Annotated in this window: 26 protein-coding genes; 18 read left to right on the forward strand and 8 right to left on the reverse strand. The window is 30.1% G+C overall.

What is annotated here, in order from left to right:
* Positions 1-163: 163 nt before the first annotated feature.
* A complete protein-coding gene (locus QEJ31_RS09040) occupies positions 164-808 on the reverse strand; it encodes a Type 1 glutamine amidotransferase-like domain-containing protein (protein WP_280589485.1) in 645 nt (214 codons plus the stop codon).
* A 340-nt stretch (positions 809-1,148) separates the two neighbouring features.
* Here QEJ31_RS09040 and QEJ31_RS09045 point away from each other — a divergent pair, with 340 nt between their 5' ends.
* The gene (locus QEJ31_RS09045) at positions 1,149-2,549 is read left to right on the forward strand and encodes a DEAD/DEAH box helicase (protein ID WP_280589487.1); all 1,401 of its coding nucleotides are present in this window, start codon (positions 1,149-1,151) and stop codon (positions 2,547-2,549) included.
* Positions 2,550-2,595: 46 nt separating this feature from the next.
* Here QEJ31_RS09045 and QEJ31_RS09050 read toward each other — a convergent pair whose 3' ends face one another.
* Positions 2,596-3,876 carry a YhjD/YihY/BrkB family envelope integrity protein gene (locus QEJ31_RS09050; RefSeq protein ID WP_280589488.1) on the reverse strand — a complete coding sequence of 427 codons (1,281 nt, stop codon included), beginning with the start codon at positions 3,874-3,876 and terminating at the stop codon, positions 2,596-2,598.
* A 39-nt stretch (positions 3,877-3,915) separates the two neighbouring features.
* On the reverse strand, positions 3,916-6,078 hold the full coding sequence (locus QEJ31_RS09055) for a DUF455 family protein (RefSeq protein ID WP_280589490.1): 2,163 nt from the start codon (positions 6,076-6,078) through the stop codon (positions 3,916-3,918).
* 163 nt (positions 6,079-6,241) lie between these two features.
* On the opposite strand from QEJ31_RS09055, the gene QEJ31_RS09060 reads away from it, so the two are divergent.
* Genes QEJ31_RS09060 through QEJ31_RS09135 form a run of 16 tightly spaced genes read left to right on the forward strand, consistent with a single transcriptional unit; the run spans position 6,242 to position 20,261 of the window.
* Positions 6,242-6,997, forward strand: coding sequence for a flagellar basal body-associated FliL family protein (locus QEJ31_RS09060; protein WP_280589492.1), 756 nt, complete (start codon positions 6,242-6,244; stop codon positions 6,995-6,997).
* Positions 6,998-7,000: 3 nt separating this feature from the next.
* Entirely contained in the window at positions 7,001-7,975 is a 975-nt protein-coding gene (gene fliM / locus QEJ31_RS09065; RefSeq protein ID WP_280589493.1) for a flagellar motor switch protein FliM, read from the forward strand.
* Complete coding sequence (gene fliN, locus QEJ31_RS09070) at positions 7,975-8,424, forward strand: flagellar motor switch protein FliN (protein ID WP_280589494.1); 450 nt, start codon at positions 7,975-7,977, stop codon at positions 8,422-8,424. Before fliM ends, fliN begins: the two co-directional genes overlap by 1 nt.
* A 21-nt stretch (positions 8,425-8,445) precedes the next feature.
* Positions 8,446-9,483, forward strand: a complete 1,038-nt coding sequence (locus tag QEJ31_RS09075) for a flagellar biosynthetic protein FliO (RefSeq protein WP_280589496.1) — start codon at positions 8,446-8,448, stop codon at positions 9,481-9,483.
* Between the two features lie 21 nt (positions 9,484-9,504).
* The gene (gene fliP, locus QEJ31_RS09080) at positions 9,505-10,350 is read left to right on the forward strand and encodes a flagellar type III secretion system pore protein FliP (RefSeq protein WP_280589497.1); all 846 of its coding nucleotides are present in this window, start codon (positions 9,505-9,507) and stop codon (positions 10,348-10,350) included.
* Positions 10,351-10,358: 8 nt separating this feature from the next.
* Positions 10,359-10,634 carry a flagellar biosynthesis protein FliQ gene (gene fliQ / locus QEJ31_RS09085; RefSeq protein WP_280589498.1) on the forward strand — a complete coding sequence of 92 codons (276 nt, stop codon included), beginning with the start codon at positions 10,359-10,361 and terminating at the stop codon, positions 10,632-10,634.
* Between the two features lie 9 nt (positions 10,635-10,643).
* The gene (gene fliR / locus QEJ31_RS09090) at positions 10,644-11,462 is read left to right on the forward strand and encodes a flagellar biosynthetic protein FliR (RefSeq protein WP_280589499.1); all 819 of its coding nucleotides are present in this window, start codon (positions 10,644-10,646) and stop codon (positions 11,460-11,462) included.
* 11 nt (positions 11,463-11,473) lie between these two features.
* Complete coding sequence (locus QEJ31_RS09095) at positions 11,474-12,559, forward strand: EscU/YscU/HrcU family type III secretion system export apparatus switch protein (protein ID WP_280589501.1); 1,086 nt, start codon at positions 11,474-11,476, stop codon at positions 12,557-12,559.
* Positions 12,560-12,569: 10 nt separating this feature from the next.
* The gene (gene flhA, locus QEJ31_RS09100; RefSeq protein ID WP_280589503.1) at positions 12,570-14,678 is read left to right on the forward strand and encodes a flagellar biosynthesis protein FlhA; all 2,109 of its coding nucleotides are present in this window, start codon (positions 12,570-12,572) and stop codon (positions 14,676-14,678) included.
* 25 nt (positions 14,679-14,703) lie between these two features.
* Positions 14,704-16,119, forward strand: a complete 1,416-nt coding sequence (flhF, locus tag QEJ31_RS09105) for a flagellar biosynthesis protein FlhF (protein ID WP_280589504.1) — start codon at positions 14,704-14,706, stop codon at positions 16,117-16,119.
* A gap of 28 nt (positions 16,120-16,147) precedes the next feature.
* Positions 16,148-17,065, forward strand: a complete 918-nt coding sequence (locus tag QEJ31_RS09110; protein ID WP_280589506.1) for a MinD/ParA family protein — start codon at positions 16,148-16,150, stop codon at positions 17,063-17,065.
* Between the two features lie 26 nt (positions 17,066-17,091).
* Positions 17,092-17,910 (forward strand): FliA/WhiG family RNA polymerase sigma factor, encoded by an 819-nt coding sequence (locus QEJ31_RS09115; RefSeq protein WP_280589507.1) that lies wholly within the window; start codon positions 17,092-17,094, stop codon positions 17,908-17,910.
* Between the two features lie 29 nt (positions 17,911-17,939).
* Positions 17,940-18,347 carry a response regulator gene (locus tag QEJ31_RS09120; protein ID WP_280589508.1) on the forward strand — a complete coding sequence of 136 codons (408 nt, stop codon included), beginning with the start codon at positions 17,940-17,942 and terminating at the stop codon, positions 18,345-18,347.
* A gap of 33 nt (positions 18,348-18,380) precedes the next feature.
* Positions 18,381-18,845 carry a hypothetical protein gene (locus QEJ31_RS09125; protein ID WP_280589510.1) on the forward strand — a complete coding sequence of 155 codons (465 nt, stop codon included), beginning with the start codon at positions 18,381-18,383 and terminating at the stop codon, positions 18,843-18,845.
* Complete coding sequence (locus QEJ31_RS09130; protein WP_280589511.1) at positions 18,842-19,450, forward strand: hypothetical protein; 609 nt, start codon at positions 18,842-18,844, stop codon at positions 19,448-19,450. The genes QEJ31_RS09125 and QEJ31_RS09130 overlap by 4 nt, the downstream gene beginning before the upstream one ends.
* Before the next feature lie 28 nt (positions 19,451-19,478).
* Positions 19,479-20,261: a transporter substrate-binding domain-containing protein gene (locus QEJ31_RS09135; protein ID WP_280589513.1), complete on the forward strand. Its 783-nt coding sequence runs from the start codon at positions 19,479-19,481 to the stop codon at positions 20,259-20,261.
* Between the two features lie 20 nt (positions 20,262-20,281).
* Here the strand turns inward: QEJ31_RS09135 and QEJ31_RS09140 are convergent, their stop codons facing one another.
* The 5 genes from QEJ31_RS09140 to QEJ31_RS09160 form a co-directional block, all read right to left on the reverse strand.
* Positions 20,282-20,938: a hypothetical protein gene (locus tag QEJ31_RS09140; RefSeq protein ID WP_280589514.1), complete on the reverse strand. Its 657-nt coding sequence runs from the start codon at positions 20,936-20,938 to the stop codon at positions 20,282-20,284.
* 126 nt (positions 20,939-21,064) lie between these two features.
* Entirely contained in the window at positions 21,065-22,372 is a 1,308-nt protein-coding gene (locus QEJ31_RS09145; protein ID WP_280589515.1) for a hemolysin family protein, read from the reverse strand.
* Between the two features lie 11 nt (positions 22,373-22,383).
* A complete protein-coding gene (gene ybeY, locus QEJ31_RS09150; RefSeq protein ID WP_280589516.1) occupies positions 22,384-22,950 on the reverse strand; it encodes an rRNA maturation RNase YbeY in 567 nt (188 codons plus the stop codon).
* Positions 22,951-22,965: 15 nt separating this feature from the next.
* Positions 22,966-24,429 (reverse strand): PQQ-binding-like beta-propeller repeat protein, encoded by a 1,464-nt coding sequence (locus QEJ31_RS09155; RefSeq protein WP_280589517.1) that lies wholly within the window; start codon positions 24,427-24,429, stop codon positions 22,966-22,968.
* Between the two features lie 25 nt (positions 24,430-24,454).
* Complete coding sequence (locus tag QEJ31_RS09160; protein WP_280589519.1) at positions 24,455-25,249, reverse strand: tetratricopeptide repeat protein; 795 nt, start codon at positions 25,247-25,249, stop codon at positions 24,455-24,457.
* Between the two features lie 280 nt (positions 25,250-25,529).
* On the opposite strand from QEJ31_RS09160, the gene csrA reads away from it, so the two are divergent.
* On the forward strand, positions 25,530-25,826 hold the full coding sequence (csrA, locus tag QEJ31_RS09165) for a carbon storage regulator CsrA (protein ID WP_280589521.1): 297 nt from the start codon (positions 25,530-25,532) through the stop codon (positions 25,824-25,826).
* Positions 25,827-25,860: the final 34 nt, after the last annotated feature.

Raw genomic sequence — 25,860 nt, forward strand, 5'->3', positions numbered from 1 at the left:
GAGTTGATAAGAGCTTATGAATCTCCATTTCCAATATACATTCCACCTCACAGAAGAGGTAAAAACCATTAATTTTTAAGATTATTTCAATAATAAATTATTTGCATTAATAGATTTAATTATTGTAATTAATTTTTGGATAATATTTTGCATTATTATTTTATTAATTATCATAAAAAAATTCTAAATCATCTTCAATCAATATGACTGACTTATCTGTTAATTTGTGATGAAATATCTTTTTTTCTTTGTAAAAATTAATAATTTTATTTATTCCGAAAGCTTCAGAATGTTCAGATTTAAAATGCGGAACAATACAAAAAGAAGTAAGATTTAATCCATCCCAAATTATTTCATTTGAATACCCATTTGGAATTATATTAGGATCATCTGCAAATTCTAGACCTTTTAATGAAGGTGTAACTACGCAAGCGCCAGCACTAAAGCCACCATATATAATATTTTTATTCGTAAGAAGATCAGGTAGAATTTGATCTAATCCACTTTCATAAAAGGCTCTTCTTAGAATAAAGGTATTCCCTCCTGTTACCCAAATTAAGCCGAAATTTAATAGCTTTAATTTTAGAGATTCAGGATTTTTTTTAAAAAAGTTTCTTAAATCAAGTTCAGAGCAATTTAATCCTAAATTACTTAGAATTAATTTACATTCATTATAATATTTAGTTCTTTTATCACCAAGGTGATCATTAGCATTAAGGATAATAGCAACATTTTTATTTACAGTTAGCATTTTTGAAAGTTTATGAACGGAATTACCAAAATGCATTGAAGATAAAAAAAGATTCATATAAAAATCACCTATTTTTTAATTTTTTGAAGATACTAGTTTAGAATTTTTATTTAATGGAATAGAAATTTTACTAATTAACCCGCATTTTCTGTTTTATTAATAGGAAAAAACAAGTTATGTATTTTTCTATTCTCAGAAATATTGCTCTACTATACTTTTTAAGTCAATTTCTTAGCTTCCTTTGAAATGCGAATAATGCATAAATAAGTTGACTAGAAATATAAGTAATAATAAGCCTGTACCTAGTCTGGCTGAACTGTTAGTTTATCTCTCAATTAAAGTGTCTAACTTTTCTCGGTCCAATTGTTAAAATTCCCCTAAATAAAAGCATTTTACTATGATAAATATTGATAAGTATTTGAAATTAATGAACTTAACCAAGTTGACTGCAATTCAGGAAAAGTGCATAGAACCTATTTACAATGCAGAATCTGTTTTTGCCCTAGCTCCGACTGGTTCTGGTAAAACTATGGCGTTTCTCTTGCCGCTATTATTAAAATTAGATACTTCGATACGCTCACCACAAGTTATCATTCTAGTTCCTACTAGAGAATTAGGTATGCAAATTGCCAATGTAGCTCAAAATATAGCTAATTGTTTGTTTGAAGCCGAGCAAAAAAATATCTTGATCCGTTCTGTTTTTGGGGGAACCGCAATTTCAGCTCAAATATTAGAAATGCAAAAAAATCCACATGTTATTATTGCCACTCCAGGAAGAATGATAGATTTATTGCAACGTGAATCTATAGAAACTAACCAGCTTAAAACCTTAATCTTAGATGAAGCTGATATAATGGTTGGTATGGGTTTTGCAGATCAAATTGAAGAAATAGTAAATTACGTACCAAGTCATCTGCAAATTGGTTTTTTCTCAGCTACACAAAATGAGAAAATAACTGAGCTAGAAAAACTATTTTTAAGGAATGTGAAATTTGTTAAAATTGATTTAAGAGAAAAAATAGTTAGCAGTGATAAAAATTCAATTAAACACGAATATTTAGTTACAAAAAAAGATGAAAAAAAAGATAAACTAATTCAAATTTTGTCTGCAGAACATTTTAATAAAGGTATTATCTTTTGCCACACTCGAGAAACCGTGCAAAATTTAGTAACTGAAATGAAGCAACATGGTTTAAATATTGATGGTTTGACTGGTGAGTTGGGGCAAGTTCATAGAAACAGTATCATGCGCAATTTCAAAACTGGAAATTTAAAATTTCTGGTCGCAACAAATATTGCTGCCAGAGGCATTGATGTTTCTTTGCTGCCAATAGTAATTCATTTTGATATCCCATACCAAAATGACGAGTATGTCCATCGATCTGGTAGAACAGGAAGAGCTGGGCATTCGGGTTTATCTCTCGCTCTCTGCGAAGAAAAAAATGTAAATTACTATTTAAATATGATGAAAGAATTGCAATTAGATTGCTCAGAATTTAAAAAAGATAGCGTATTTAAAAAAATTCAAAAAGAAGAAATTAAGCAAGCAGAAAAAGTTAAAAATGATATTAAATTTATTAAAGTATTTATAAATAAAGGTAAAAGAGAAAAAATTAGACCTGTAGATATCGTTGGTTCATTTATTAAAGAACTTAATTTAGAAAAAGAAGATATAGGTAATATATTTATTTTTGATCATTTTACTCATGTTGAAATAAATTCTAAAAAATATTTAGAAAAAAGAGGGATAAAAGTTAAAATAAAAAATATGTTAGCAAGTGTTACTATTGCTCGATAAGTTATCTAAATATTTCTCTATTTTCTTATATTTCTTGCTCGATAAATTATTTAAATATTTTTTCTATTTCTTTATATTCTTTTGTAACAATAAAATTATCTTCTAAAATAACTTTACGCAAAAACTCAGGATTGTCTTTATCGTTCAAAATAGAATGATAACTTGGTAAGTAATGAGGGTCCTTTAATTCGTTATCTGCTGAACAGATAATATTTTTATTTAATAAATATTGAAGACAATGCTCTAGTTCAATGGCTTCAACTCCTGTAGAAGAAAGTAAAAATGATTCTGCAATAGGAGTGTTTTGGTGGCGGTAATAATTTCGAATAGTTCGATAAATTAATATACAATCAAGGATAGATTTTATTGGAGAGAATTTTATTCTAAGTAATTCCTTAAAAAATATAATTTTTTGTGTAGCAATAGTAAAAGATGCGCCAATTAATATAATAATCCATATTAATCTAATCCAAACAAAGAACAATACAGCAATTATGGCAACAGAACCATAAATATGACTTGAATCTGTAATTAAAGCCCTTTTTGCAAAATATAAATTAACAATTTGAAGTATTTCAAAAAGAATATTAGATATGAAACCACCAACAAAAGCAGATCTTAAATTAACTTTTTTGCTTGGAATTATGTAAAAAATAAAAGCAAAAAATATCCATTGAAATGATAAACCAATGCATACCCTTAGAAAATGTAATATGTAACTATTTAAAAAATTGTTTTCTTGAATATTTATAAGTTTTAGAAAAGTATCCGATTTAAGAGAAGCAAGAGTAAAAAAGAAAGGAGTTATTGTTAATATTAACCAACACTTAACTATTCTATTAAATAATTTAGATTTATTTTTAAATTCCATAATTTCATCTATATTATCTTCAATCTTTAAAACAAGTAATATTACAGTTATTAAAAAAGTAATAAATGAAATTACTCCTAGTTCTTTTAGCTTCAAATTATTTACTATTAAATTTAAATATTCAATTATTTCATTACCCGCACGATTACCAAAATGTTTTGTAATTGTTGGAGCGATAAATTCATTTATGATTGTATTAAAACCTTGAAAAGCATGGATGAAGGAAAAAAGAATTGCAATTAAAGGAACAATTGACAATATTGATACATAAGTAAGCTGAGCGGATTTTTCAGAAAATTTTGAATTTTTAAGAATAAAATAAGATTCACGTAAAATAATTTCGAATTTTTTCAGCCAAAGTTTTTTATTAATCGAAAATACTATTTCTCTCTGTTTTGGCCTTGTATTAAATTTTTTTATTTTTGAATTTAATTTGCTGAACCAATATTTAAACAATTTATTACCCGCATTTAGATTAATAAAACTTCTAGCGAATTATATTATCTCCAATGAAGAAAATGTTGTAAAGTCATTTAGAACATTTTTACCTACTATAAGAACAGTTAGAACAGAAGTAGCTATTGAAGGATCATTAGTAAAAACTATTCCTTCACGAATTAAAGGTTTTGCTTCTTCCGTTAATTTAATTGGATACCTTTTTTCAATTTCGGTAACAAATTCTGCAAGCGACTTGAATTGAGATTTTTTTAATATATCTGTAACCCGTAAGTGAACCCAAACAGCAAATGCTCCGGTTTGAATACGTTTGGAAATTTCAAGAGCAACTCTACCCATAGTATATCTTGGATTAATTTCTGATAAAAATTTTAATTTAAAACCGTATTCAGAATTGATATCTTCATAAAGAAAAGCATCAATACCAAAAGGACCATAGAAATTATGTTTTACAAGTTTTTCACCCACTTTTTCAGATACAAATTTTAGTACATCTTCAATATTAGAAAAATCGGCATATTTTTTATATAAAAATTTTGTAACATTTTTAGGAAGATCATCAGTTTTTTTACCTACAATTGTTCCTTTATACTGACCTCTTAAATCAGTAATGAATCTTGTAGAGCCTAATGCAATATAGTTGCCATCTTCATTAATTTTTGCCTGGTATGATAAATCTACAACTTTATGATACCAAGGTTCTATGACAATCGAATTTTGTGTTTCTAGTATATTTAGTAGCCAGTTCTCTTCAGCAATTGTTAATTTAGTTTTTTCTACCCGCAGCATATTTTGCCCAGCACATCCAAGGGGGGCTTTCATAACTACCTTAGAAAAGTTACAAGATTGCAGAAAATAATTGATAGCTTCTAGGCATTCGTTTTTTGAGTTGCAAATTCTTGGATTTAAATTAGACTCAGGTAAAATTTCTTGAATAGATATTAATTCTTTATAAATATAAGGATATAAATTAGCAGAAAAACTTTTGGAATATAATAACATAACATTCTTTTGAAATTCTGCATTTGAAAAAATATTTTCATGAAAAAAATTCTTTTTAATTAATTTACTTTGCCATTTCGAGAAAAAAGAAATACTTTCAGGACTCCAACCCCATGGATTAAAATTACTAATATATTGATGATTAATATTTTCTTTTGGGAGTGATGATAATTCTTGGAATTCAGGAATAGGAAATCCGCATTTTTGGATATTTTGTAAAAAATGAATTGATGGTTTATTTTTAAGCAGAACAATGTCATCATTAGCGGCTAAAAATTGGAGAAGTGAAGCGCAATCATTTTCTAAAGCTGTTACAGATTTATTTGCTGTGAAACCTATTTTTTTTCTTGCTATTTCTTGTTCGCTAGCTGGATTAAAGAAAAATACATTTGGTGGCCGACCTTTTGATGAATTAAAAATAGATAACTCTTTAATGAATAAACTTGACAAGCCAGCTTTTTCTCTTCCATAAATATCAAAAATAAGACCCTTTGCTCTTGCTGGGGTCAAAGGAAATTCAAGATTTTTTTGATATTCTAACCAATCTGATTCTTTATTTTCTCTCCAACGATTAAACCAAGTGACTCCATGTTTTACATGTCCAATTTCTTCTTCATAAACTGTATTTAATATTTCAGCTGTTTTTATGTCGCTCACTTTTTCCATTAGATTTTTATAAAACAAGGCATAATCTAAATTTGCTTGTTCAAATGTCATGCTCATTTTTACAACAAAATCCATTGGAGAAGTCATGTTAGATAAACAATTCCAAAAAAAATTGTTCACAGGAATTTCACCAAATGTAACATTAAGTTCATTCATGCGTTGGATGTAAAGTTTCATATGTTTTTGTTCTTCTAGAATTGTGTTTGCAATTCCAAGACGAAAATTTTTTGGAGCATTAGGGAATTTTAATAGAACCAATGCCATAATTTCCATTGCAAGCAATTCATGATTTGCAAAAAAATGAAGAACGTATCCTCTTTGTTTTGCATCATTTAATTGTTGCTGATTTGGAAAAGGTATTTTTTTATTTATAGGATAGTCTTTAAAATTTAAATCTAATGATCTTCCAGGAGATTTAGGGGTAAGAATTGCACTGTATTCAATTGTATCAGTGAGAAAATTTGGTTCCAAAAGTTTGTCGCACCAAATATCCTTCCCAAATAAAATAATCTCAGCAAATTCCTTTAATTCCATAAAATCAATCCTCTTTAACAGGCAGATATTGCTTATTCTGGAAAAGATTGCCGATTGTTTACACGACATTAAGAACAAACCTGCTTCGTATTTTTATGGCAAACTAGTCTCAAGAAGGCAATAAAAAGTTTAATTTATCAATTAAAAATTGCAGGGTAGGCTAATGGCTGAAAAAGATGAGAAAAAAGCTGAAGCAAAGAAAGAAGAAAAGCCAAAAGATCCTAATGAAAAGGAAGAGAAAAAAAGTCGATTGGCTCTATTTGCTGGAATTGGTGGTGTTTTGCTTGTGGCTCTTGGAGTAGGCGGCTTTTTTGTATTTAAGACAATTTCAGGAAAGAAAAACACTGAATTAGCTGCTCAAGGTACTAGTCATGATGATCATGACAAGAAAGACTCAAAAGACGCTAAAGATGACCATGGGAAAAAGGACGAAAAGAAGGACGAAAAGAAGGACGAAAAGAAGGACGAAAAGAAGGACGAAAAGAAGGATGATCATGGAAAAAAGGATGAAAAGAAAGATGATCATGGAAAGAAAGACGAAAAGAAAGATGATAAAAAAGATGATCCAAATAAAAAAGATGATGGAAAAAAAGAAGAACCAAAAGGAACAGCTAATTTCGGCGACACTTTTATGGTTCAGAGATTGGATTTAAACTTAGGAAACTCCATTGAAAATAGATTCATTAGAATTGCAATTGCAGTTGAATATCGAGGCGGTGAAAATCAAGGATTCGAATTAAAAAAACGCGAAGCTCAAATTAAAGATATTGTTATTACAGCAGTAACAAGTAAAACCAGGTTAGTTCTTATCTCCGAAAATGGTAAAGAAAATCTTAGAAGAGAAATTCTAAATAGAATAAATGAAGTAACAGATAGGCCAGTTCAAAACGTATATTTCACCGAATTCTTTGTGGAGTAATGCATGGATCAGGTATTAAGTCAGAATGAAGTCGACGCCTTATTAAATGCAGTTTCTGATGGAAGAAATGATAGCGATAGCGGACCAAAAGATGCTTCTGGTATAGTTCATTACGATTTAGCAAATCAAGATAGAATTATTCGTGGGCGAATGCCAACGTTGGATATTATTCATGATCGTTTTATAAGACTATTTCGTATTTCATTATCCGCAGCATTAAGAAAAGTAGCAAATATTGGTGTGAATAGTTCTGGACCAATTAAATTTGGCGAGTTTATGAATTCACTCCCTCTTCCTAGTTGTCTAAATATTTTAAGAATAGAACCTTTGCGTGGTTCTGCTGTAATGGTTATTGAAAGTAAGTTACTTTATGCATTAGTCGATAGTTTATTTGGTGGATCAGACGTTCCTTACACAAAAATAGAAGGTAAAGACTTTACTCAAATAGAAATTAAAGTTGCCCGTCGTGTTGTTATGTCTGCTGTAGATGATCTTGAAAAAGCATGGGCTCCTGTTTTCCCATTAAAAATAACTTATTCACGTACTGAAATTAATCCACAATTTGTAGCGATAGTTCCTCCAAGTGACGTAGTTATTTCTACCGCTTTTGACGTGGAGCTAGAAAAAATGAGTGGCTCAATAAAGCTTGTGTTTCCTTATTCAACTCTTGAACCAATTAAATCAAAACTAAGTGTTGGATTTCAAAATGAGCAATTAGAAGTAGATCATATTTGGATTAATAGAATTAAAACTCAACTTATGGGCACAAGTGTAAATATGATTTGTAATCTAGGAAATTGCTGGATCAATCTGCGAGATTTGATGGAATTAGGTAGAGGCGATGTTCTTATTTTAGATAGAGATGCTGATAAACCATTAGATATTATGATTGAAGGAATTCATAAATTTCGTGGTGTTCCAGGAATAATAAGAGGTAATAAGGCAATTAAAATAACAGAAATAATTGGAGATTATTAATGGCTGATTTAAATGAAGGATTTCGACCTGAAGATTTTGGTTTAGACGCTGGCGAAGAAGGAGATGCTGGAGCTGCTGCTGATGCGGCTGGAAGTGAAGCTTCGCCACCTGCTACAGCTGGTGGAGGATCTAATCCTCCAATGGCAAAAGATGACGATTCAATGAGAAATATTGATCTTTCTCGCATGAAAATGGTTTTAGATGTTCCACTTAAAGTAACAGTTGAGCTCGGTCGAACAAAACTTCTTGTAAATGACTTACTGCAATTAGGGCAAGGTTCGGTTATTGAATTAGATAAAATGGCAGGAGAGCCAATGGAAATTTATGTCAATGACAAGCTTGTTGCAATGGGAGAAGTTGTCGTTGTTAATGAGAAATTTGGGGTACGTTTAACCGATGTCATGAGTGGTGTTGGAATGGATGAGGCTCATTCCGGTGAAAGTGTTTAAATTTTGAAAGAGGTATAAATTATGTCAATTAAAAATTATGGATTAATAATAGCTCTGCTTCTTTCAATAAATAGTAAAGCCTCATCAGAGGAAAATTTAGAAAATTCTGTCCCACCAATACAATACCCAGAAAAAAAACGTGATGAAATGCAGGTACGAAAAGAAATTAAAAATTCATTTATTAAAAGTGAAGATTTAAATTCGAATTATCCACAACTAAATTCATTAAATCAAATTCCTAGCAATGAAGGTAAAAAAAACTCTTTGCTTGAAAATAATGAAAGCATAAAAAAAGGTAGTGAACCTATAACAGATTTAAAAGGGCAAAAAACATTTGATGAATTAATTGGTCAAAATATATCAAAAAAGAAAAATGAAGCTTCTAAAAAAAATATGAATGTTACTCTAAAAGAATCAGAGCAACCTAGTAGGCAATCAGAACTTTGGAAAGTTTTTTTAATTTCAACAATTTTTATTTCAGTTTTAGCATTAATAGGCTATTTATTGACAAAAATTAGAAAAAAAGGATTCTTATTCTCAAATAATAAGAATGAAAAAGTAATGGATATTGTTTCTACTCTTTCCATCTCACCAAAAAGACAAGTTATGATTTTAAAGATTAGAGATCAAGAAATTGTAGTTTCCAATACTGAAGCTGGAATTCAATTTTTAACAGATATTAGTGCAGCAAATTCAGGAAGAAATATTCAAGAAAGAAAACAATACCAAATTAGTGATAAGTTTTTATTACCTAAAAATAATGAAAAATCATTAACAGAGAAAACAGAAATTCAACAAGTTCAAGTTGAAAAAATTAATGATAAAAAATCTGATATTTTATTGAGAGCTCTAAAAAGTATTAACTCAAATTCAGTTGGAACAAAAAAGCAACCAGTAAGTGATGCTAATAAAACAGAATCTTTTCCCAAATATTTAGCAAATCAATTTGAAAATGAAGGGAAAAAAGAAGTTAAGAAAAAAGATGAAGAAGTTGATAGTGTAGAAAACGTAACAAATTTAATTCGAGAAAAATTACGTTCTATGAAACCTTTAAATTAAAATTTGCAATTAGGGAGTGATATGAGAATTTTCTTAATTTTATATTTAATACTCATATCAATTTTGTATTCAAATGTATTGATGGCGCAAAACGCTAAAAATGGTTCTTCGCAAGGAAATGCAAATCCTATTGAGAAAAATTGGCAAAATGAAAATAAAAATGTGCAAAATAAATTAGACCTGAATAAAAATCCTATGCCTGTATTTTCAATAAATATTGCAAATGGTGAAAACCAAGATGATTATGTGCCTGCATTAAAAGTTTTAGCTGTTTTAACCTTATTAACATTTGGACCTGCTATCCTTCTTTTAATGAGCGCATTTACTAGAATATTAATAGTATTATCTTTTTTAAGGCAGGCATTAGGAACTCCGACTATGCCTCCAAATCAAATATTAATAGCCTTGTCCCTTTTTTTAACGTATTTTGTAATGTCACCTGCAATTTCTAAAATTTATGATCACGCTATTGTTCCTTATTTGCAAAAAGATATTACAACTCAACAAGCCTTAGAAGTTGGGCAAAAGCCTTTGCATGAATTTATGATGGCACAAGTAAAAACAGATGATTTAAAATTATTTTATCAAATGAGTAAAATGGAAAAACCTGTTACAAAAGAAGATGTACCTATGCGAATTTTAGTACCATCTTTTGTGATAAGTGAACTAAAAACAGCTTTTCAAATAGGATTTTTAGTTTACTTACCATTTATTGTTATTGATATGATTGTTAGTAGTGTCTTAATGGCTATGGGTATGATGATGTTACCTCCGACAGTAGTTAGTCTTCCTTTAAAATTAATTTTATTTGTTGTTGTTGATGGTTGGGGTTTACTTGCAGGATCGTTAATAAAAAGTTTTAATTAGGAAAAGTTATGAATAATCAACAAGTAATAGATGTTATCTTATCAGTTTTATATATCACTGTTGAAATATCATTACCTTTATTAGGTGTAGCAATGATTATTGGTCTTTTAATAAGTATATTTCAAGCTGCAACACAAATAAATGAATCAACTTTAAGTTTTTTACCAAAAATTGCAGCAATGATTGTTGTTCTAGTTATTTTATCGCCTTGGATGTTGAGAAAATTAAATGATTATACTCATAGAATTTATGATAAAATTCCTGAGTATGCAAGACAAAAATAAAGAGATATTATGGATATTTTATCAGTCATTGAATTAAATCCACAAACATGGCCATTCCCAGTAATGGTATTTCTTCGTGTAGTAACAATTTTTTTCTTTTTACCAATTTTTGGCGATCAAGTTGTTCCTGTAAGACTTAGAATAGTTCTTGGTTTGGCTTTTACTTTTTTTGTCTATCCTGTTGTTTCTGAAAAAATATTTCAAAAAGAAAATCTTTTACAGTGGAGTAGTTTTACTTTAGCAATTGCTACTATTCGAGAAGTCTTATTTGGTTTTGCAGTGGGTTTTGCGGCTAAATTAGTTTTATCTGCAGTTTCTATTGCATCGCATACAATTGGAATAAATATGGGCTTTCAAGTTGCTTCAATGTTTAGTCCAGGAATCAATGATCATGAATCAGCATTTTCAGTTTTTAAAAATTGGTTTGCCATACTTCTTATTTTAACTTTAAATATTCATCATGTTTTCATTGAAGGATTATTTAAATCCTTCATTTATATTCCAATTGGACCAACAGCAGAGGTGACTAGTTTAGCAAAAGTTGGATTAAATATTGCGCAAGAAGCATTTGTATTAGGATTAAGGTTAGCAGCTCCAATAATGACTGTGCAAATTCTTATAAATATTTCGCTTGGATTACTTAATCGTACGTTACCTTCACTAAATGTTTTTATAATAAGTTTTCCTATTAGCTTTATCATTGCATTAGTAATCTTATATTTATCATTAACATCTTACCTAAGTATCTTAGGAAATTATGGAATGCAGAAAGAAGTAATGTGGTTTGAATCCATGCGGCGTGTTTTTCTTCCAACTACTCATCCTTAAGGAAAAAAATTATGGAAAGTAGAGAGGAAAAAGGTTTTCAAGATAAAACAGAAGAAGCGACGGAAGAAAAGAAAAATCAATTTCGGGAAGAAGGAAATGTTGCAAGTCCAAAAGAGGTAGTTTCCTTTGTAACATTAATTTTATTTACATCGTATTTCTATTTCTACGCAAATGATATCATGAAAAGTTTTCGGTTGGTTTTTAATCGTTCTTGGCTAGGATTTCCGGCATATTTTGTTGATTATTCAAGTTTAATTAAGGTTTTATATTATGCGACTTCTCCAATACTACCGCATTTTTTCTTAATTATTTTTTTGTGTACAATTTTTCCATTGCTATTTGGACTTTTATTGACAAGATTTAATTGGTCATGGAAGAAAATTAATTTTGATATAAATAGAATTAACCCACTTTCTGGATTTGCTAGAATGTTTAGCGCCGCATTTTTAATAGAATTTTTTAAAATTCTATTAAAATGTGCTGCTTTATCAATATTAATTTATTTGGTTTTGAAAAGTGAAATAGGCCAATCAAGTGAAGATTATTTTTTTAGTAACATTGATTATTTAAAAGAACTGGGAAAATCAATTTTTCATTTGCTTTTATTAATGTGCATAGCTGGGATTGTTATAGGTATTTCTGATTTTTCATACAATCTTTGGAAACTTAATAATGATATGAAAATGACTAAACAAGAAGTTAAAGAAGAAGTTAAAAAACATGAAGGAGATCCTCTCTTAAGATCACAAAGAAAGAGAATGGCAAGAGATCTCGTAATGCGAAAAAGTTTGAAAGATGTGCCAAAGTCAACTTTTGTAGTAACAAATCCAGAACACTTTTCAGTTGCTGTAAGATATGTAAAAGGAATGAATGCTCCTATTGTCGTTGCGAAAGGGCAAGATTTAATAGCATTTAAAATTAGAGAAATTGCTAAACAACACGATATTATGATTGTTGAAAATAAGCCACTAGCACGAACTTTATATAAAACCGTAAAAGTTGGGCAAGAAATACCACAATCCCTTTATCAATCAATTATTGAAGTTATTAAGTATATTTATCAAATGCGAGGCAAGAAATATTTTGATCGCTTTTAAAGGATGATTTATGGCTAAAGCAAATTCAAATATTTCTGATATGGGAAATATTAAATCAAGCAATTTTTTGGCAAGAAGTCCAGATTTAATAATGGCAACAATCATTGTTGGAACAATTTTAATGATGATTTTTCCATTGCCTGCTTTTTTTATTGATTTTCTTTTGGCAATAAGTATTTCGTCAGCTTTAATTATTTTGATGGTAAGCATTTATATTACTAAACCTTTAGAGTTTGGTGTTTTCCCAACTTTGCTATTAATTACAACTTTATTCAGGCTATCTCTGAATGTTGCTACTACAAGAAATATTTTACTACACGGTGCAGAAGGTGATGTCGCAAATTTAGTTGTTGCATTTGGAAGAGTTGTTGTTGGCGGTAATTTTGCAGTTGGCTTTGTTATATTTATTATATTGATGGTAATTAATTTTATTGTAATTACGAAAGGTGCAGGAAGAGTTGCTGAAGTAGCTGCTCGATTTACTTTGGACGCAATGCCTGGTAAACAAATGGCAATTGATGCTGAATTAAATGCAGGGCATATTAATGCTGAGGAAGCTAAAAAAAGAAGAAAAGCTGTTGAGAATGAAGCAGATTTTTATGGCGCTATGGATGGTGCAAGTAAATTTGTGCGCGGTGATGCAATAGCGGGAATTATAATAACACTTGTGAATATTGTCGTAGGTTTTGGAATTGGTGTTTTAATGCATTCATTAACTCCAACTGACGCAGCAGCTAAATTTACTTTATTTGCAGTAGGTGATGGGCTAATTAGTGCAATTCCGGCTTTAATGATTTCAACCGCGGCGGGTATTATAGTAACAAGAGCTACAAGTGAAGGAAATTTAGGATCTGAAGTATTAAAACAAGTCCGAATTCACCCCAAAGCATTTTACATTGCAGCTGGATTAATCTTTTTCTTAGCAATAATTCCAGGTTTTCCAAAAATACCGTTTTTTGTTCTTTCTGGATTGCTAATTTTTCTTGGAAGAATGTCTGCACAATGGATAAAAGAAAAAAAACTTTCTGAAGAAAATATAAAAGAAACAGATGAAAGAAAAAAAGATGAAAAAGAAAGTAGTAGTTTAGATAATTTAATGCGTGTTGATATGTTAGCAGTAGAAGTTGGGCATGGTCTTGTTCCTTTAATAGATCCCGCGCAAGATGGAGAAATTGTAGATAGAATTCAGGGAATAAGAAAACAATTTGCACAAGAAATGGGAATAATTATTCCACAAGTGCAATTGCGTGACAATTTGCAATTAGAACCTGGTGGCTATCAAATACTCTTAAAAAGTAATAAAGTAGCAGCTGGTAACTTAATGGTTGACTACTTTTTAGCTATGGATCCTGGCGGTGTTGAATTGCCGATAGGAGGTGAAGTAACAAAGGATCCTGTTTATGGTCTTCCTGCAATTTGGGTACATAAACGTGATAAAGAAGAAGCTGTTTTTAGGGGTTATACTGTAGTAAATTGTTCAACAGTTGTAGCAACAAATATAACAAAAGTATTAAAAGAACATGCCGCTGAATTAATTACTAGGCAAGATATACAGTATCTTATAGATAAATTAAAAGAAACAAATCCAAAAGTTGTTGAAGAAGTTATGCAATCAGATCGACTTACGTTAGGTGAAGTTGTTAAAGTCATGCAAAACTTGCTACGTGAAGATGTGTCGGTACGAGACATTCTTACCCTATTTGAGTGCTTAGCAGATCATTGTAGAATAATAAAAAATCCAGATGTTCTTTCTGAATTATGTCGCAAGAGTTTTGGTAGGAATATCGTGCAAAAATATATTAATGATAAGGATGAATTGGTGGTTGTTACTTTTGATAGATTAATTGAAGATATATTATCAGGCGGTTTAGTAACAACTGAAAATGGTTCAACATATCTTAATCTTGATGCAAAAAATGCGCAGGAAATTTTACAAAAGCTTCTTAAAGGTATTCAGATATTTGATAAAGAAGGCTCACAACCTGTTTTACTAATTAGTGCTCGAATGCGTCAGGCTTTTCAAAAGTTAGTATCTCGTTATATTCCTCAGTTGGTTGTACTTTCTTATGATGAAATTCCACATGATGTGAATATAAGAAATTTAGAATTAATTACTTAATTGGTTTATAATTAAAGGAAGTAAAATGGAAATTAGAAAATTTGAATCATTTTCTCTCCAGGATGCAATAAAACTTGTTAAGTTAGAGTTAGGAAGAGATGCTGTAATTTTATCAACAAAAGAAAAAGAAATTTACTCAGAAGAGTTGCAGAAAAACTGTCGAATCTATGAAGTAACAGCTTCACCAAGTGCAACTGTCCACGGAAAGGTAATCAATCCCAAATCGGCTGAACATCTCCCAAAAGTTGATTTTCCAAGAATTAAACCTAGAAATGAAGCAACTGTAGTTAAAGGAGATCCTACTCCAAATAGGCAGAAAAATTCATTAATTTCTCCAACATTATCAACTTTAAATCAAGAAACTAGAAATATGGCTCGATCACTAGCGAGCGCTTTAACTAAAGAGCCAGCAAAAGAGCGGTTATTTGCTAAAGAAACTATAAATGTAACAAGTAGTTCAGAGATGAACGAACAAACTTTAGAAGAAATGAACGTTTTAAAATCCGAAATATCAAAAGTAAGAAAAGAGCTAGAAAGTTTGCCTCAAGTCGATATAACGGAACAAATGCAAGAAATTAAAGTTCTTTTACATGATATAATGCGAGAAAAATATAAAAAATCTACTGATAATGGAAATTCATATGTAACTGACATCGGAATTAGGTTAAGAAGTGCAGGAGTTTCTGAAAATTTTATTAGTCACTTAACAACTTGGTTAAATACTTTGGAAGATCCTAAAAACAAAGAAGATCTAATAAATTCTCCAGAAAAGACAAAAGAATTTTATTTGAGTTCAGCTATAAAATTTATTTTTAAGTATTTAAAGGTAACAGGCCCCTTTCGTGTCGATAAAAATAAGAAAAAAGTTGTTTGTTTTGTTGGTCCAACAGGTGTAGGTAAAACGACTACTTTAGCTAAAATTGCTGCTAAATTGAAATTAACAGATTCTGCTGATGTAGAAATGATTTCTATGGATTCTTATAGAATTGCTGCAAGCGATCAGCTACGAGTTTATTCTAAAATATTAGACTGTCACTTTGCCGAAATTTCTGATAAAAATGAGCTCGTTAATTATATTTCAAAACATAATAATTATGACTATATTTTGATAGATACAGCAGGAAGAAGTTCAAGATTTTCAGATCAAATGGAAACTTTAAAAAGGCTGGCAGAAGCCCCTCTACCGATTGAATTTCATTTAGTTTTATCTTGCACAATGAAGCAAAGAGATATTGATGAAACTATTCGTGGTTTCCGTTTTTTGACTCCTTCTAGTCTTATTTTTACTAAATTAGATGAATCTTGGGCATTTGGAGAAATATTGAATACTAGTGTCCAAAATAAACTCCCACTTAGTTACTTTACTACGGGTCAAAGAGTTCCTGAAGATATTGAAATTGCATCAAAAGAAAGAGTAGTAGAACGCTTACTTAAACTCTAATAAATGATCTTAGATTTTGGAGGATATTGTGTTTGACCAAGCTTCTAGTTTAAGAGAAATGATGAGAAATATTCAAAAAGAAAACTTAAATCTTTCTAAACCTGTTACTTATCAAGCAAAAGTTCCAACTGTTCTCGCTATTTCAGGTGGTAAAGGTGGCGTTGGAAAAACTTTAACTACGGCAAATTTAGGCCTTTGTATGGCTAGGATGGGAATGCGAACATTATTAATAGATGGCGATTTTGGTTTAGCAAATTTAGATGTTGTTTTAAATTTACGGCCTCAATTTACATTAGATGATGTTCTTTGTGGAGAAAGACATTTAAAAGATATTATAATGACAGGAGTAGAAGGAGTTAGAATAATTCCTTCATCTAGTGGTGTTATGCGCGTTCCTGAATTAGATAAATTGCAAAAGTTAATGCTCTTAGATCAAATTGAATCTCTCGATGAAGAATTTGATGTTGTATTAATTGATACTCCTGCTGGAGTTTCAAAAAATGTTCAATATTGGACGTCTTCTTCTGCAGAAGTCATAATGGTTGTTACTCCAGAGCCAACTAGTTTAGCTGATTGCTATGCTAGTATAAAAATTCTTTCGCAGACAACAGCTGAAACCAATTTTAAACTTATCGTGAATATGGTTCGGAATGATGTTGAAGCGAAAAAAATATATGAAAAAATTTCGACTTTATCAGATGAATATTTGCAAGTCAGAGTTGAATATTTAGGACATATTCCCTTTGATGAAGTTGTTCGGAATTCAGTGAGAGACAGAGTTCCTTATGTGCAAAAATATCCTTTTTCCCAGGCTTCCCAATGTTTACGTGATATTTCTAGACAAATAATTACACAAGGTACAGTTGGGCAGCTTAAAGGAACAATGCAATTTTTTTGGAGAAAAATGGTAGCAGCAAATTCACCAGATATCATTGGATACAAATAGTTTTTGCAATTTGATGTGGAGGTAGCATGGCTTTTTCAGGAACGGCACAAAAGAAAAATATACATGATGAAACGACTGAAAAACAAAGAGCAAAAAAAATTCCACAAAATCAAACTAGAGCTGTTCCATTAACTAGTGATCCTATGCGCAATCAAATTATTATGGATTATGCTCCTTTAATAAAATATATTGCGCAAAAAATTGCAGCTAGATTACCATCAAATATTGATTTGGATGATTTGTTTTCTGCTGGAGTCATTGGACTCATGGATGCTATCGATAAATATGATCCTAGCCGTGATAATAAATTTAAAACATATGCTGAATTTAGGGTACGTGGAGCAATGTTGGATGAATTACGGAACCAAGATTGGGTACCGCGGAGTGTTAGAGAAAGTAACAAGAAAGAAGATAAGGCAAAACTTGAGCTTGAACATAAATTTGGAAGGCCAGCAACAGAAAGAGAAGTTGCAGAGTTTTTAGAGGTGCCTTTAGAAGAATATCAAGAGAGGATGGGAAGAACTCGTGTTTCTATGATGAGTTTAGAAGAATTAGGGGGCACAAGTTCAAGTGACAAAAAATCTCTACTTGAGTGTTTAGAAAATCCTAATTCGAAGAATCCTTTCATGCAGTTGAAAAACAAGGGAGTCCGCGATATCATTATAAAAACTGTTGAAGAATTGCCAGAAAAACAAAAGTTAGTGTTAAGTCTTTATTACTATGAAGACTTAAATTTAAAAGAAATTGGCCGAATATTAGATGTTACGGAGTCTCGAGTCTCTCAACTTCATACCCAAGCTGTACAAAAAATGAAGTTAAAACTGAGACATCTTCTGCAGGAATAGTGTTTAGAGGTATAAAGGAGTATAGTTAAATGCCAAATTATAAACCTATAAATAAGGATTCACTTATACTTGTTGTAGATGACTTTCCTACAATGCGTAAAATAGTTAAAAGTGTATTAAAACAGCTTGGTTATCAGAATATTGTTGAGGCAGAAGATGGTCAATTGGCTTTGAACACTTTAGCAATCAATCCTGCTATAGAATTTATAGTTAGCGATTGGAATATGCCCAATATGACTGGAATTGAGTTGTTAAAATCAGTTAGAGCACATAAAGATGAGAGAATCAAAAATCTTCCATTTTTAATGGTTACAGCCGAAGCTGACAAAGACAATATTGTTGAAGCAGTTAAAAGTGGTGTCAGTAATTATATAGTTAAGCCATTTAATGCCGCTACTATGAAAGAAAAAATTGATAAAATTTTTGCTAAGAAGTAATTTTTTACCTTTCACTAAAAGGTTAATATTCTTATGCATAAAAATCTTACCATCGAGGATATTGAAGAGCTCAGTCAAGCTGGAGCGACTTCAGTTCCAATACCAACTCCTTTTGATCTCAAACTAGTTACAAAAAAAATTCCGATAAAGTTTTGTGAATATAAAATATCTAATACTGCAAATAAAATGCTTTCGTCTGAAAGTATAGGAATATCGAGTAAGGGAATTATTTTTCAATCACTATCAGAGTTTAAACAAGGCTGTTTACTTAGAATTTGGGTTGAAATACCTGACTACTGGTCAAGAAAATCTAAAATTGTTGAATATCGTCACACAGAAGCACCAACTTTTTTTCAAGTTTTGGCAAGAGTATTAAGTGCAGAAGAGATTCTTAAACGTGGAACAAAATACCAAATATTGTGTGAAAATTTAACAATTGATGGAGTTGATGAAACAATATTAAATGAGTATTTAAATTTAAGTGGTGCTGGAAGATGAACTATGTAGCTCTTTTATTGTGTGTTGGTTTTGTCTTATTTTTGAGCCAGGTTTTCTTTTTTTTCTTGTGCATTAAATGGTTAAAAAGCGGAAAAATTAAAAGAGATAAAGAATTTGCAATTCTTGATGCTGAAAGAGCAAAATTAATAGAAATTCAAGCAGTCTTAACCGAAGAAGTCAATCAAGCAAAGAAATTAGCTGGAGAAACTTTAAATAAGTTGATGTTAATAGGTTCTGAAGCTCATGCTGAATGGGAAGAAGTTACTAAAAAAATAAATAGTGTACTTATTGAAGTAGATAGACATTCGGAACAGCTTTTAGAAGAAAATATTTCTAATTTAAACATGAAAACTATGGCTTTAGAAAAAACTATTCGAGATGCAGATATTTTAAATCAAACGTTACTAGTTTCAATAAAAAAAGCGCAGAAAATATTAAAACTGTTTGATTCTTCAGTACCAACTGAAGATATTTTAAAAGAACTGCAAAATGAAAAATATTTAGAAGCAAAAAAACTTCTTCAGCAAGGTACTGAAGCAAGTGAAATAGTTAAGAAGTTAGGTATGAGTTTATCAGAAGTGTTATTAATTTCTTCATATACATAGTTTTTTTATTATTATTTTTAGGGTTGAAATGAAAAGAATTTTTATTTTTATAATATCTCTTATTTTCTGTATGAATATTGAAGGTGCAGAGAAAAAAATAAAACTTGCTACTTTAGCTTGGGAACCCTATATCGGTCCTGAATTAGAAAAAAATGGCCCCGTAGCTGAAATAATCCGCCAAGCATTAAAATTCGAAGGATATCAATTAGAATTAGTATTTATGCCTTGGGCTAGAGCTATGGCAGAATCAGAAAAGGCAAGTGATGGCATAGATGGCTGTATGCCAAAATATTATGATGAAAGTATTGGAAATATTTTTGAATTTTCAGAACCATTTTTTGAAAGTCACGTAGGATTTATTGGGAATAAAAAAAATAACAAAGAAATAAATTATATATATGATAAAGATGATTTAAATAAAACTTATGATAAATTAAATAATCTTTCTTTTGGAATCGTGCGAGGATATTTTAACGAAGAAAAATTTGATAAAAGGAATGATTTAAAAAAGATTGATGTTACAACTGATGAAATGAATATGAGCAATTTAATTAATAAAAAAGTTGATCTGATTTTTATCGATAATTTTGTTTTTAAGTACTTATTAAGGAAAAATTATAAATTAAATATATCTCCTGCTGATTTTACGATGCTAAATCCTCCAATAAAAGTCCATAAATTATATATTATTTTTTCTAAAAAAGCTGTTGATTATAAAGAAAAATTAAAATCTTTTAATTTGGGGATGAAAAAATTAAGTAAGGAAAAAAAACTTGGAAAAATAATTCGTGAATTTGAAGACTTTAGATAAAGTAAAGACGATGTAGTAAATTATTCATCTAAAGTCAAAACTGCTTTTCTAATTTCAAGATTGGATTGATCTAATAATTTAAAAGAACTAAAAGCTGGTGGCATTAAACATACTTTATAGTAACCACTATTAAGAGGAGATGTATTTCTTTTATCATCCTTATGATATGTTCTGTTTAAAGAAAGTTTTTGCAGGACAAAATTAGAATTTTTCAATTCAACAACTACATGCCCGTTAGAACGTTTTACATTAAAATTGGTTTCAAGTTCCTTTATGTTTAGCTCAAAAGAATCAAAAAATGTTTCTTGATTATCTTCGGTTATATACACTTCAAAAAATTTAGGATTTGTTTCAAGAATGTCATCAGAAATTAAATAGTCTCCACTTAATTTCATTGACAAATATATATTTGGTTTCATAGGTTTTGTAACTGAAAACTTCCCTAATTCTAAATAACAAGTATACTTTAGCTTTTTATTCCAAGAATCATTGCCAATTTTTCCAAATGAAGTTTTGAAATTTTCGCTCAGAAAAGTAAATTTATTTTTATTTTCTTGATAATTTTGCAGCTCAATTGTTTGTGTATTATTCTTTGTATTTTCATTTTCTTTTTTTCCACAAGAAAATGCCAGCATTGAAAATATTGAAAATAAAGAAACAGTAATAAATTTTTTCATAAATCTCCCATTATTAAGTAACAAAGAAGAAAACTAGTTATTTTATTATTTTTTGTCAATAAAGTAAAAATTTTTAATTTTAAATATCAATATCTATAAATTGTGTTTACATATAATTTTATGGATTTAATTGGAATCTTCATTTCTTGCTAAACGGACTACAACTCTTCTAACCCTTCTTTTGCTGACTTCTACAATTTCCATTACCACATTATTCAACGTTAATTTATCTCCGGATTTTGGAATTTGCCCAAAGTAGTGGAGAATAAGGCCAGCAAGTGTGTCGAATTCATTTGTTTCAATACCTTTAGTAAAATCTTCTACTTTTATATCAAAAAAATCACAAAAATCATCAATATGAATTTTACATTCAACTAAAAATTGATTTGCAACTTGGGTAGGGCGGATAGCATCTTCTTCGTTATCAAATTCATCACGTACTTCACCCACTATTTCTTCAAAAATATCTTCCATTGTTACTATTCCGCTTGTTCCACCGTATTCATCCAAAACTATGGCCATATGTTGCTTATGTTTTTTCATTTCTTGAAATAAATGATCAACGGGTTTTGTTTCTGGAATAAACATAACCTCTCTTCTAATTTCCGCGACACTAGCGTCTGTGCTGAAACCTTCACCTTGATGTTTTTTTAAAAAAAATAGAGCATCTTTTGCGTGAATAGTTCCAGTAATATTATCTATTTTTTCATCATAGACAGGAATGCGTGATAATCCTGTTTCTTTAAATTTTTCAACGGCATCAGCTATTTTCATAGATTGGGGAACAGCTGTTAAATCTATTCTATGAACCATTATTTCTCTAACAACAGTATCTCCAAGTTCAAAAATTCCAGACAACATATCATGTTTTTGTTCTGGAATAACACCCTCTTTCTCACCAACATTAATAAGAAATTCGAGTTCCTCTTCGGTAATTTGTGGGTCGTTACTTTTATTATTTTTTTTGGAATTAAAAGATGTTATATATTCACTTAAAGTAGTCATCATAATTGTAAACGGCAAAAGAATGTAATAAAAAAACTTATATACATTAAGGACGGGAACAATTATTCTTACGGCATGGGTTTTAGCAAATGTTTTTGGAATAATTTCAGCAAAAAGTACAATAATAACAGTCATCATACCCGTAACTAAAAGTATTTGAGTATTCCCAAAATGCGTCCGAATTAAATCGTCCACTAAAATTGAGGCGAAAATATTAGCTAAATTGTTTCCAATGAGCAACGAAGCAAGAACTCTTGAGGGTTTATTTAGCCAAAGATTTAAAACTTGTGCGGATTTTTTTCCAGATTCATACAAGTGTTTTGCTTTAAGGTTTGAAATACTAGTCGCAGCAGTTTCTGTGAGAGAGAAGAAAGCGGAAACACATAAAATCAAAATAACAAGAAAGATTCCAGCAAACAGGCTTTCCATTCATTGATCCTTTATTTGCTTTGAATTGTTGCCTTACACCAAGCAGGCTTACCCATTTCTTTTGTAAGTACAGCTTGAATATTTTTTTCTAGCTGAGTCATAACAATCCAAGCATTTTTGTTTCTTTCGTGATCAAAACCTTTTAAATGTAATATTCCATGAATAATCATTTTCTCAAGTTCTGCAGCAAACGTTTGTTTTGCTTTTAATGCTTGATTATAACAAATTGGTAAACAAATTAAAATATCACCTAAATATTGAAAGTTTGAATGTATAGGCAAATTTTCTGTTGCTGGGAAACTAAGTACATCAGTAGGGTATTTTTTTCCTCGATAATAAGAATTCGATGAGAGCATTTCCTCACTATCGCAGAAACGAATACTAACTTCAGTTGAAAAATCACATATCAATGAAAGAACATAATTGATTCTTTTTTTTAAATCAGTTTTATCATAATTAACTAGGAAGGAAGAATTTGTTACTTCAAAAATTAAATCTTTTTTCTTTTTTAAAATAGAATATCTTTTCTTATCTAGCATTACATTAACAGAAAACTTTGGCTTTAAATTTTTTTTCATAAATTATTATTCTTATTATTTAGCTTTAGCATTAAAACATCTGAAACCATTTTGGGAAAAACTGATGCAGGCTTCAGAAGAATCATATCCTGGAAAAAATTCACCATTTACTTCCCCTATAGATTGAGTTTGGGCCATTATTTTACCATTTTGAGGATTTATCATAAATATTTCGCCGTTACTTAAAGCAGCTAAGATTAAATTTGATTTTGTAATAAATAAACTCATAATAGGGGACATATTAATTGCAATTTTAGTTTTCCAATTTAAGCTACCATCTGTTTTATTTAAACTTATAACATAACCATTTGAAGAACCAATAATAATGTTACTTTGCCAAAGCTTTGCTTCTGCAACGCTACCTGCAGGATAACTCCAGACAGATGATTTTATGCCTGTAGAAATAAATTGAGTCATGCTTTCGGCATTTGAAACTACAATTCCATTATCGAGTAATAATGGAGCGGCAATAATACCTGAAAATTTATCCGACCCAGCAGGTAATTGATTTGCTTCTCTTTGGCTGTCAGAGGCCTCTGGTAATTGCCATGACCATAGTATGTGTCCATTAGTCGGATTTAAAAATAATATCATCCCTAAATCATTACCTACTATGAGTTGATTATTATACATTTTTAAAGAATTTGAAGTCAATTTTAAATTTAAATCAGGAGCTAATCTTACAGCCCAAGATAGTTTACCAGTATTCCAATCAAATGATTGAATATATCCGCTATCAGAAAGAACAAAAACACTATTATTTGTTACTATAGGAGTGCCAATAAATTTTGCTGAGTTTGTATAGACCCATTTTAAACCAGGAGTACCATCGAGTGCAAGCTGTATAATATTTTGTGAGTCTGTTTTAATTTGAGTGTTATCTGAGTCTTTGTATATTGTTTTGAGTCGAAAGAGATTCATATATTTTCTGGAAAAGTTACCCCATAAACTAGAGTTTTCTTTGCCTAGTTGAGGTAAATATTTATTATCAGGATTTGCTTGGGTTTTTAATAAATAACCTTTCGTTGTTCCTATTAACCAATAATTATCAAAAAAGACTGGAGTAGAAGAAACAGCTCCTGGGATTGGGTAACTTTGCAGGAACAGTCCATTTTTGTTTAAATCAAAACAATTTAGAGTATTTTGATGAGAAGATGCACCACAAATGGGTCTAGGAGTAAATAAATTAACTGAATTTTTAATAAGAACAGATTTATTTTTTTCTTCTTTTAATTTTTTTTGTTCATCAATAGTAAAGCTATTGTCTGCAGTTAATCCCCCAAACTGAGAAAAAGTTTTTTGTGGTGGTAAAACTACGGTAGGTCTAGTTGATTCAAAACCAGGAATTCCTGGTGAATAGGCGCCTGTAACTTCTAATATTTCAGGCTTTGAAGTAATTAATTTTACTTCTGGTAATGAATATGCCTTTAATACACAAGAAAAAGTAGCAGTAAAAAAAAATGATTTAAAACAATTCATTTAAAGTATATCCTGGTTTTTTAAATTAATTTGATTCAAGAAAATTCAACCAAACTTTTGCTTGCTGTTGTATTTCAGAATTTTGGCTTTGTTTATTTTGTTCAGAATTAGAAGATATAATTTGATTTAAAATTCTAATAGCTTGTTCTTTATCACCCATGGAATAACTTATTTGGGCTTTCAGTAAACGAGCTTGATTTGGTTCTGGATTTTGGACAATTGCTTCTACTATTGAAATTTCGGAAAGAGCCTTTTGTTCTTGCTTTTCAGTTAAATAAATACCAGCAAGAGTCGTGCGAACTTTTACTTGTATCAGAGGATATTTTGCTGAATAAATTACGATAGGTTCTAAAATTTCTTTAGCTTTGTTATTTAGATTTTTTGAAATGTAGTAAGTTGCAGATCTAATTCCTGCTTGCCAACCAATGGGTTCTTTAGCATATTTTTTGGCAAATTCAGCGTAGAGTGGCATACTTTTTTCAAAATTAGGAGAAAAGTCTTTGGGAAGATTTCCTTTAAATTGTTCTATAATTTTTTGATTTTCTGAATTTTCTTTATTAAAAATTTCTTCAATATTTGCATATTCATTAGCTAATTTTAGGTTTTTGGAAGTTGTCATTTGATTATATATTAACAAACTAACTCCAATAAGAAGTAAAGCTATGATAAGGCCTATAAGCGTCCACTTTCTTCTTTGCGCAGTTTTTATAGCTTTGTAGGAAGTTTCTTCAAACAAATTGTTTTCAGTACTTCTTTTTGGACTTATTATTGATTTAGAAGCATCATTATCAAAAGCAATATTTCGTAATAATCGAATCACCGTTAAACCCCTAGTAATTTGAGCATAGATAGTGCCTAAAAACATTATTCAGGCTTTTTATCTAAATATTACTATCACAGATATTTTGATTTGTAAGTCTTTCCTGTTTTTCAGGTTTATGAAGTTAACGCTCAATGTAGGTTAAAATTACAGAGTGACAAAAGTCTAGCATCTTTCTTTTCATCTGATATACCATAAGGTAGGAATTAGCTATAATGAGTTCATAAATTCAATCAATTCTGGCGGTTAGAGTTTGGTCTGGCCATGGAGGGTCTGTATCGTGTTGGTTTTAACGCGTAAAGTCGGCGACGTTATTGCTATAGGCGATAATATAAAAATTATAGTTATGGCCATTAAAGGAAAACAGGTTCGTCTTGGAATAGAGGCAGATAGATCAACGGTTGTTCATAGAGAAGAAATTTATCAAAAAATAAAACAAGAAACTAATGCTGCTTCTCAGGCTTCTGTTAATTCTTCTTCAGCAGCAAAAGAGTTGCTCCAAAATAATGGAGAAGAATCAAACAATAAAGAAAAAAAAGGAATAAAAATAATAAAACGAAATTCAGAGAAAAAATAGAATGACCCAATTTTATGGATTTAACTTTTAGCTA

This window comes from Pigmentibacter sp. JX0631 (assembly GCF_029873255.1).
Classification (GTDB): Bacteria; Bdellovibrionota_B; Oligoflexia; order Silvanigrellales; family Silvanigrellaceae; genus Silvanigrella.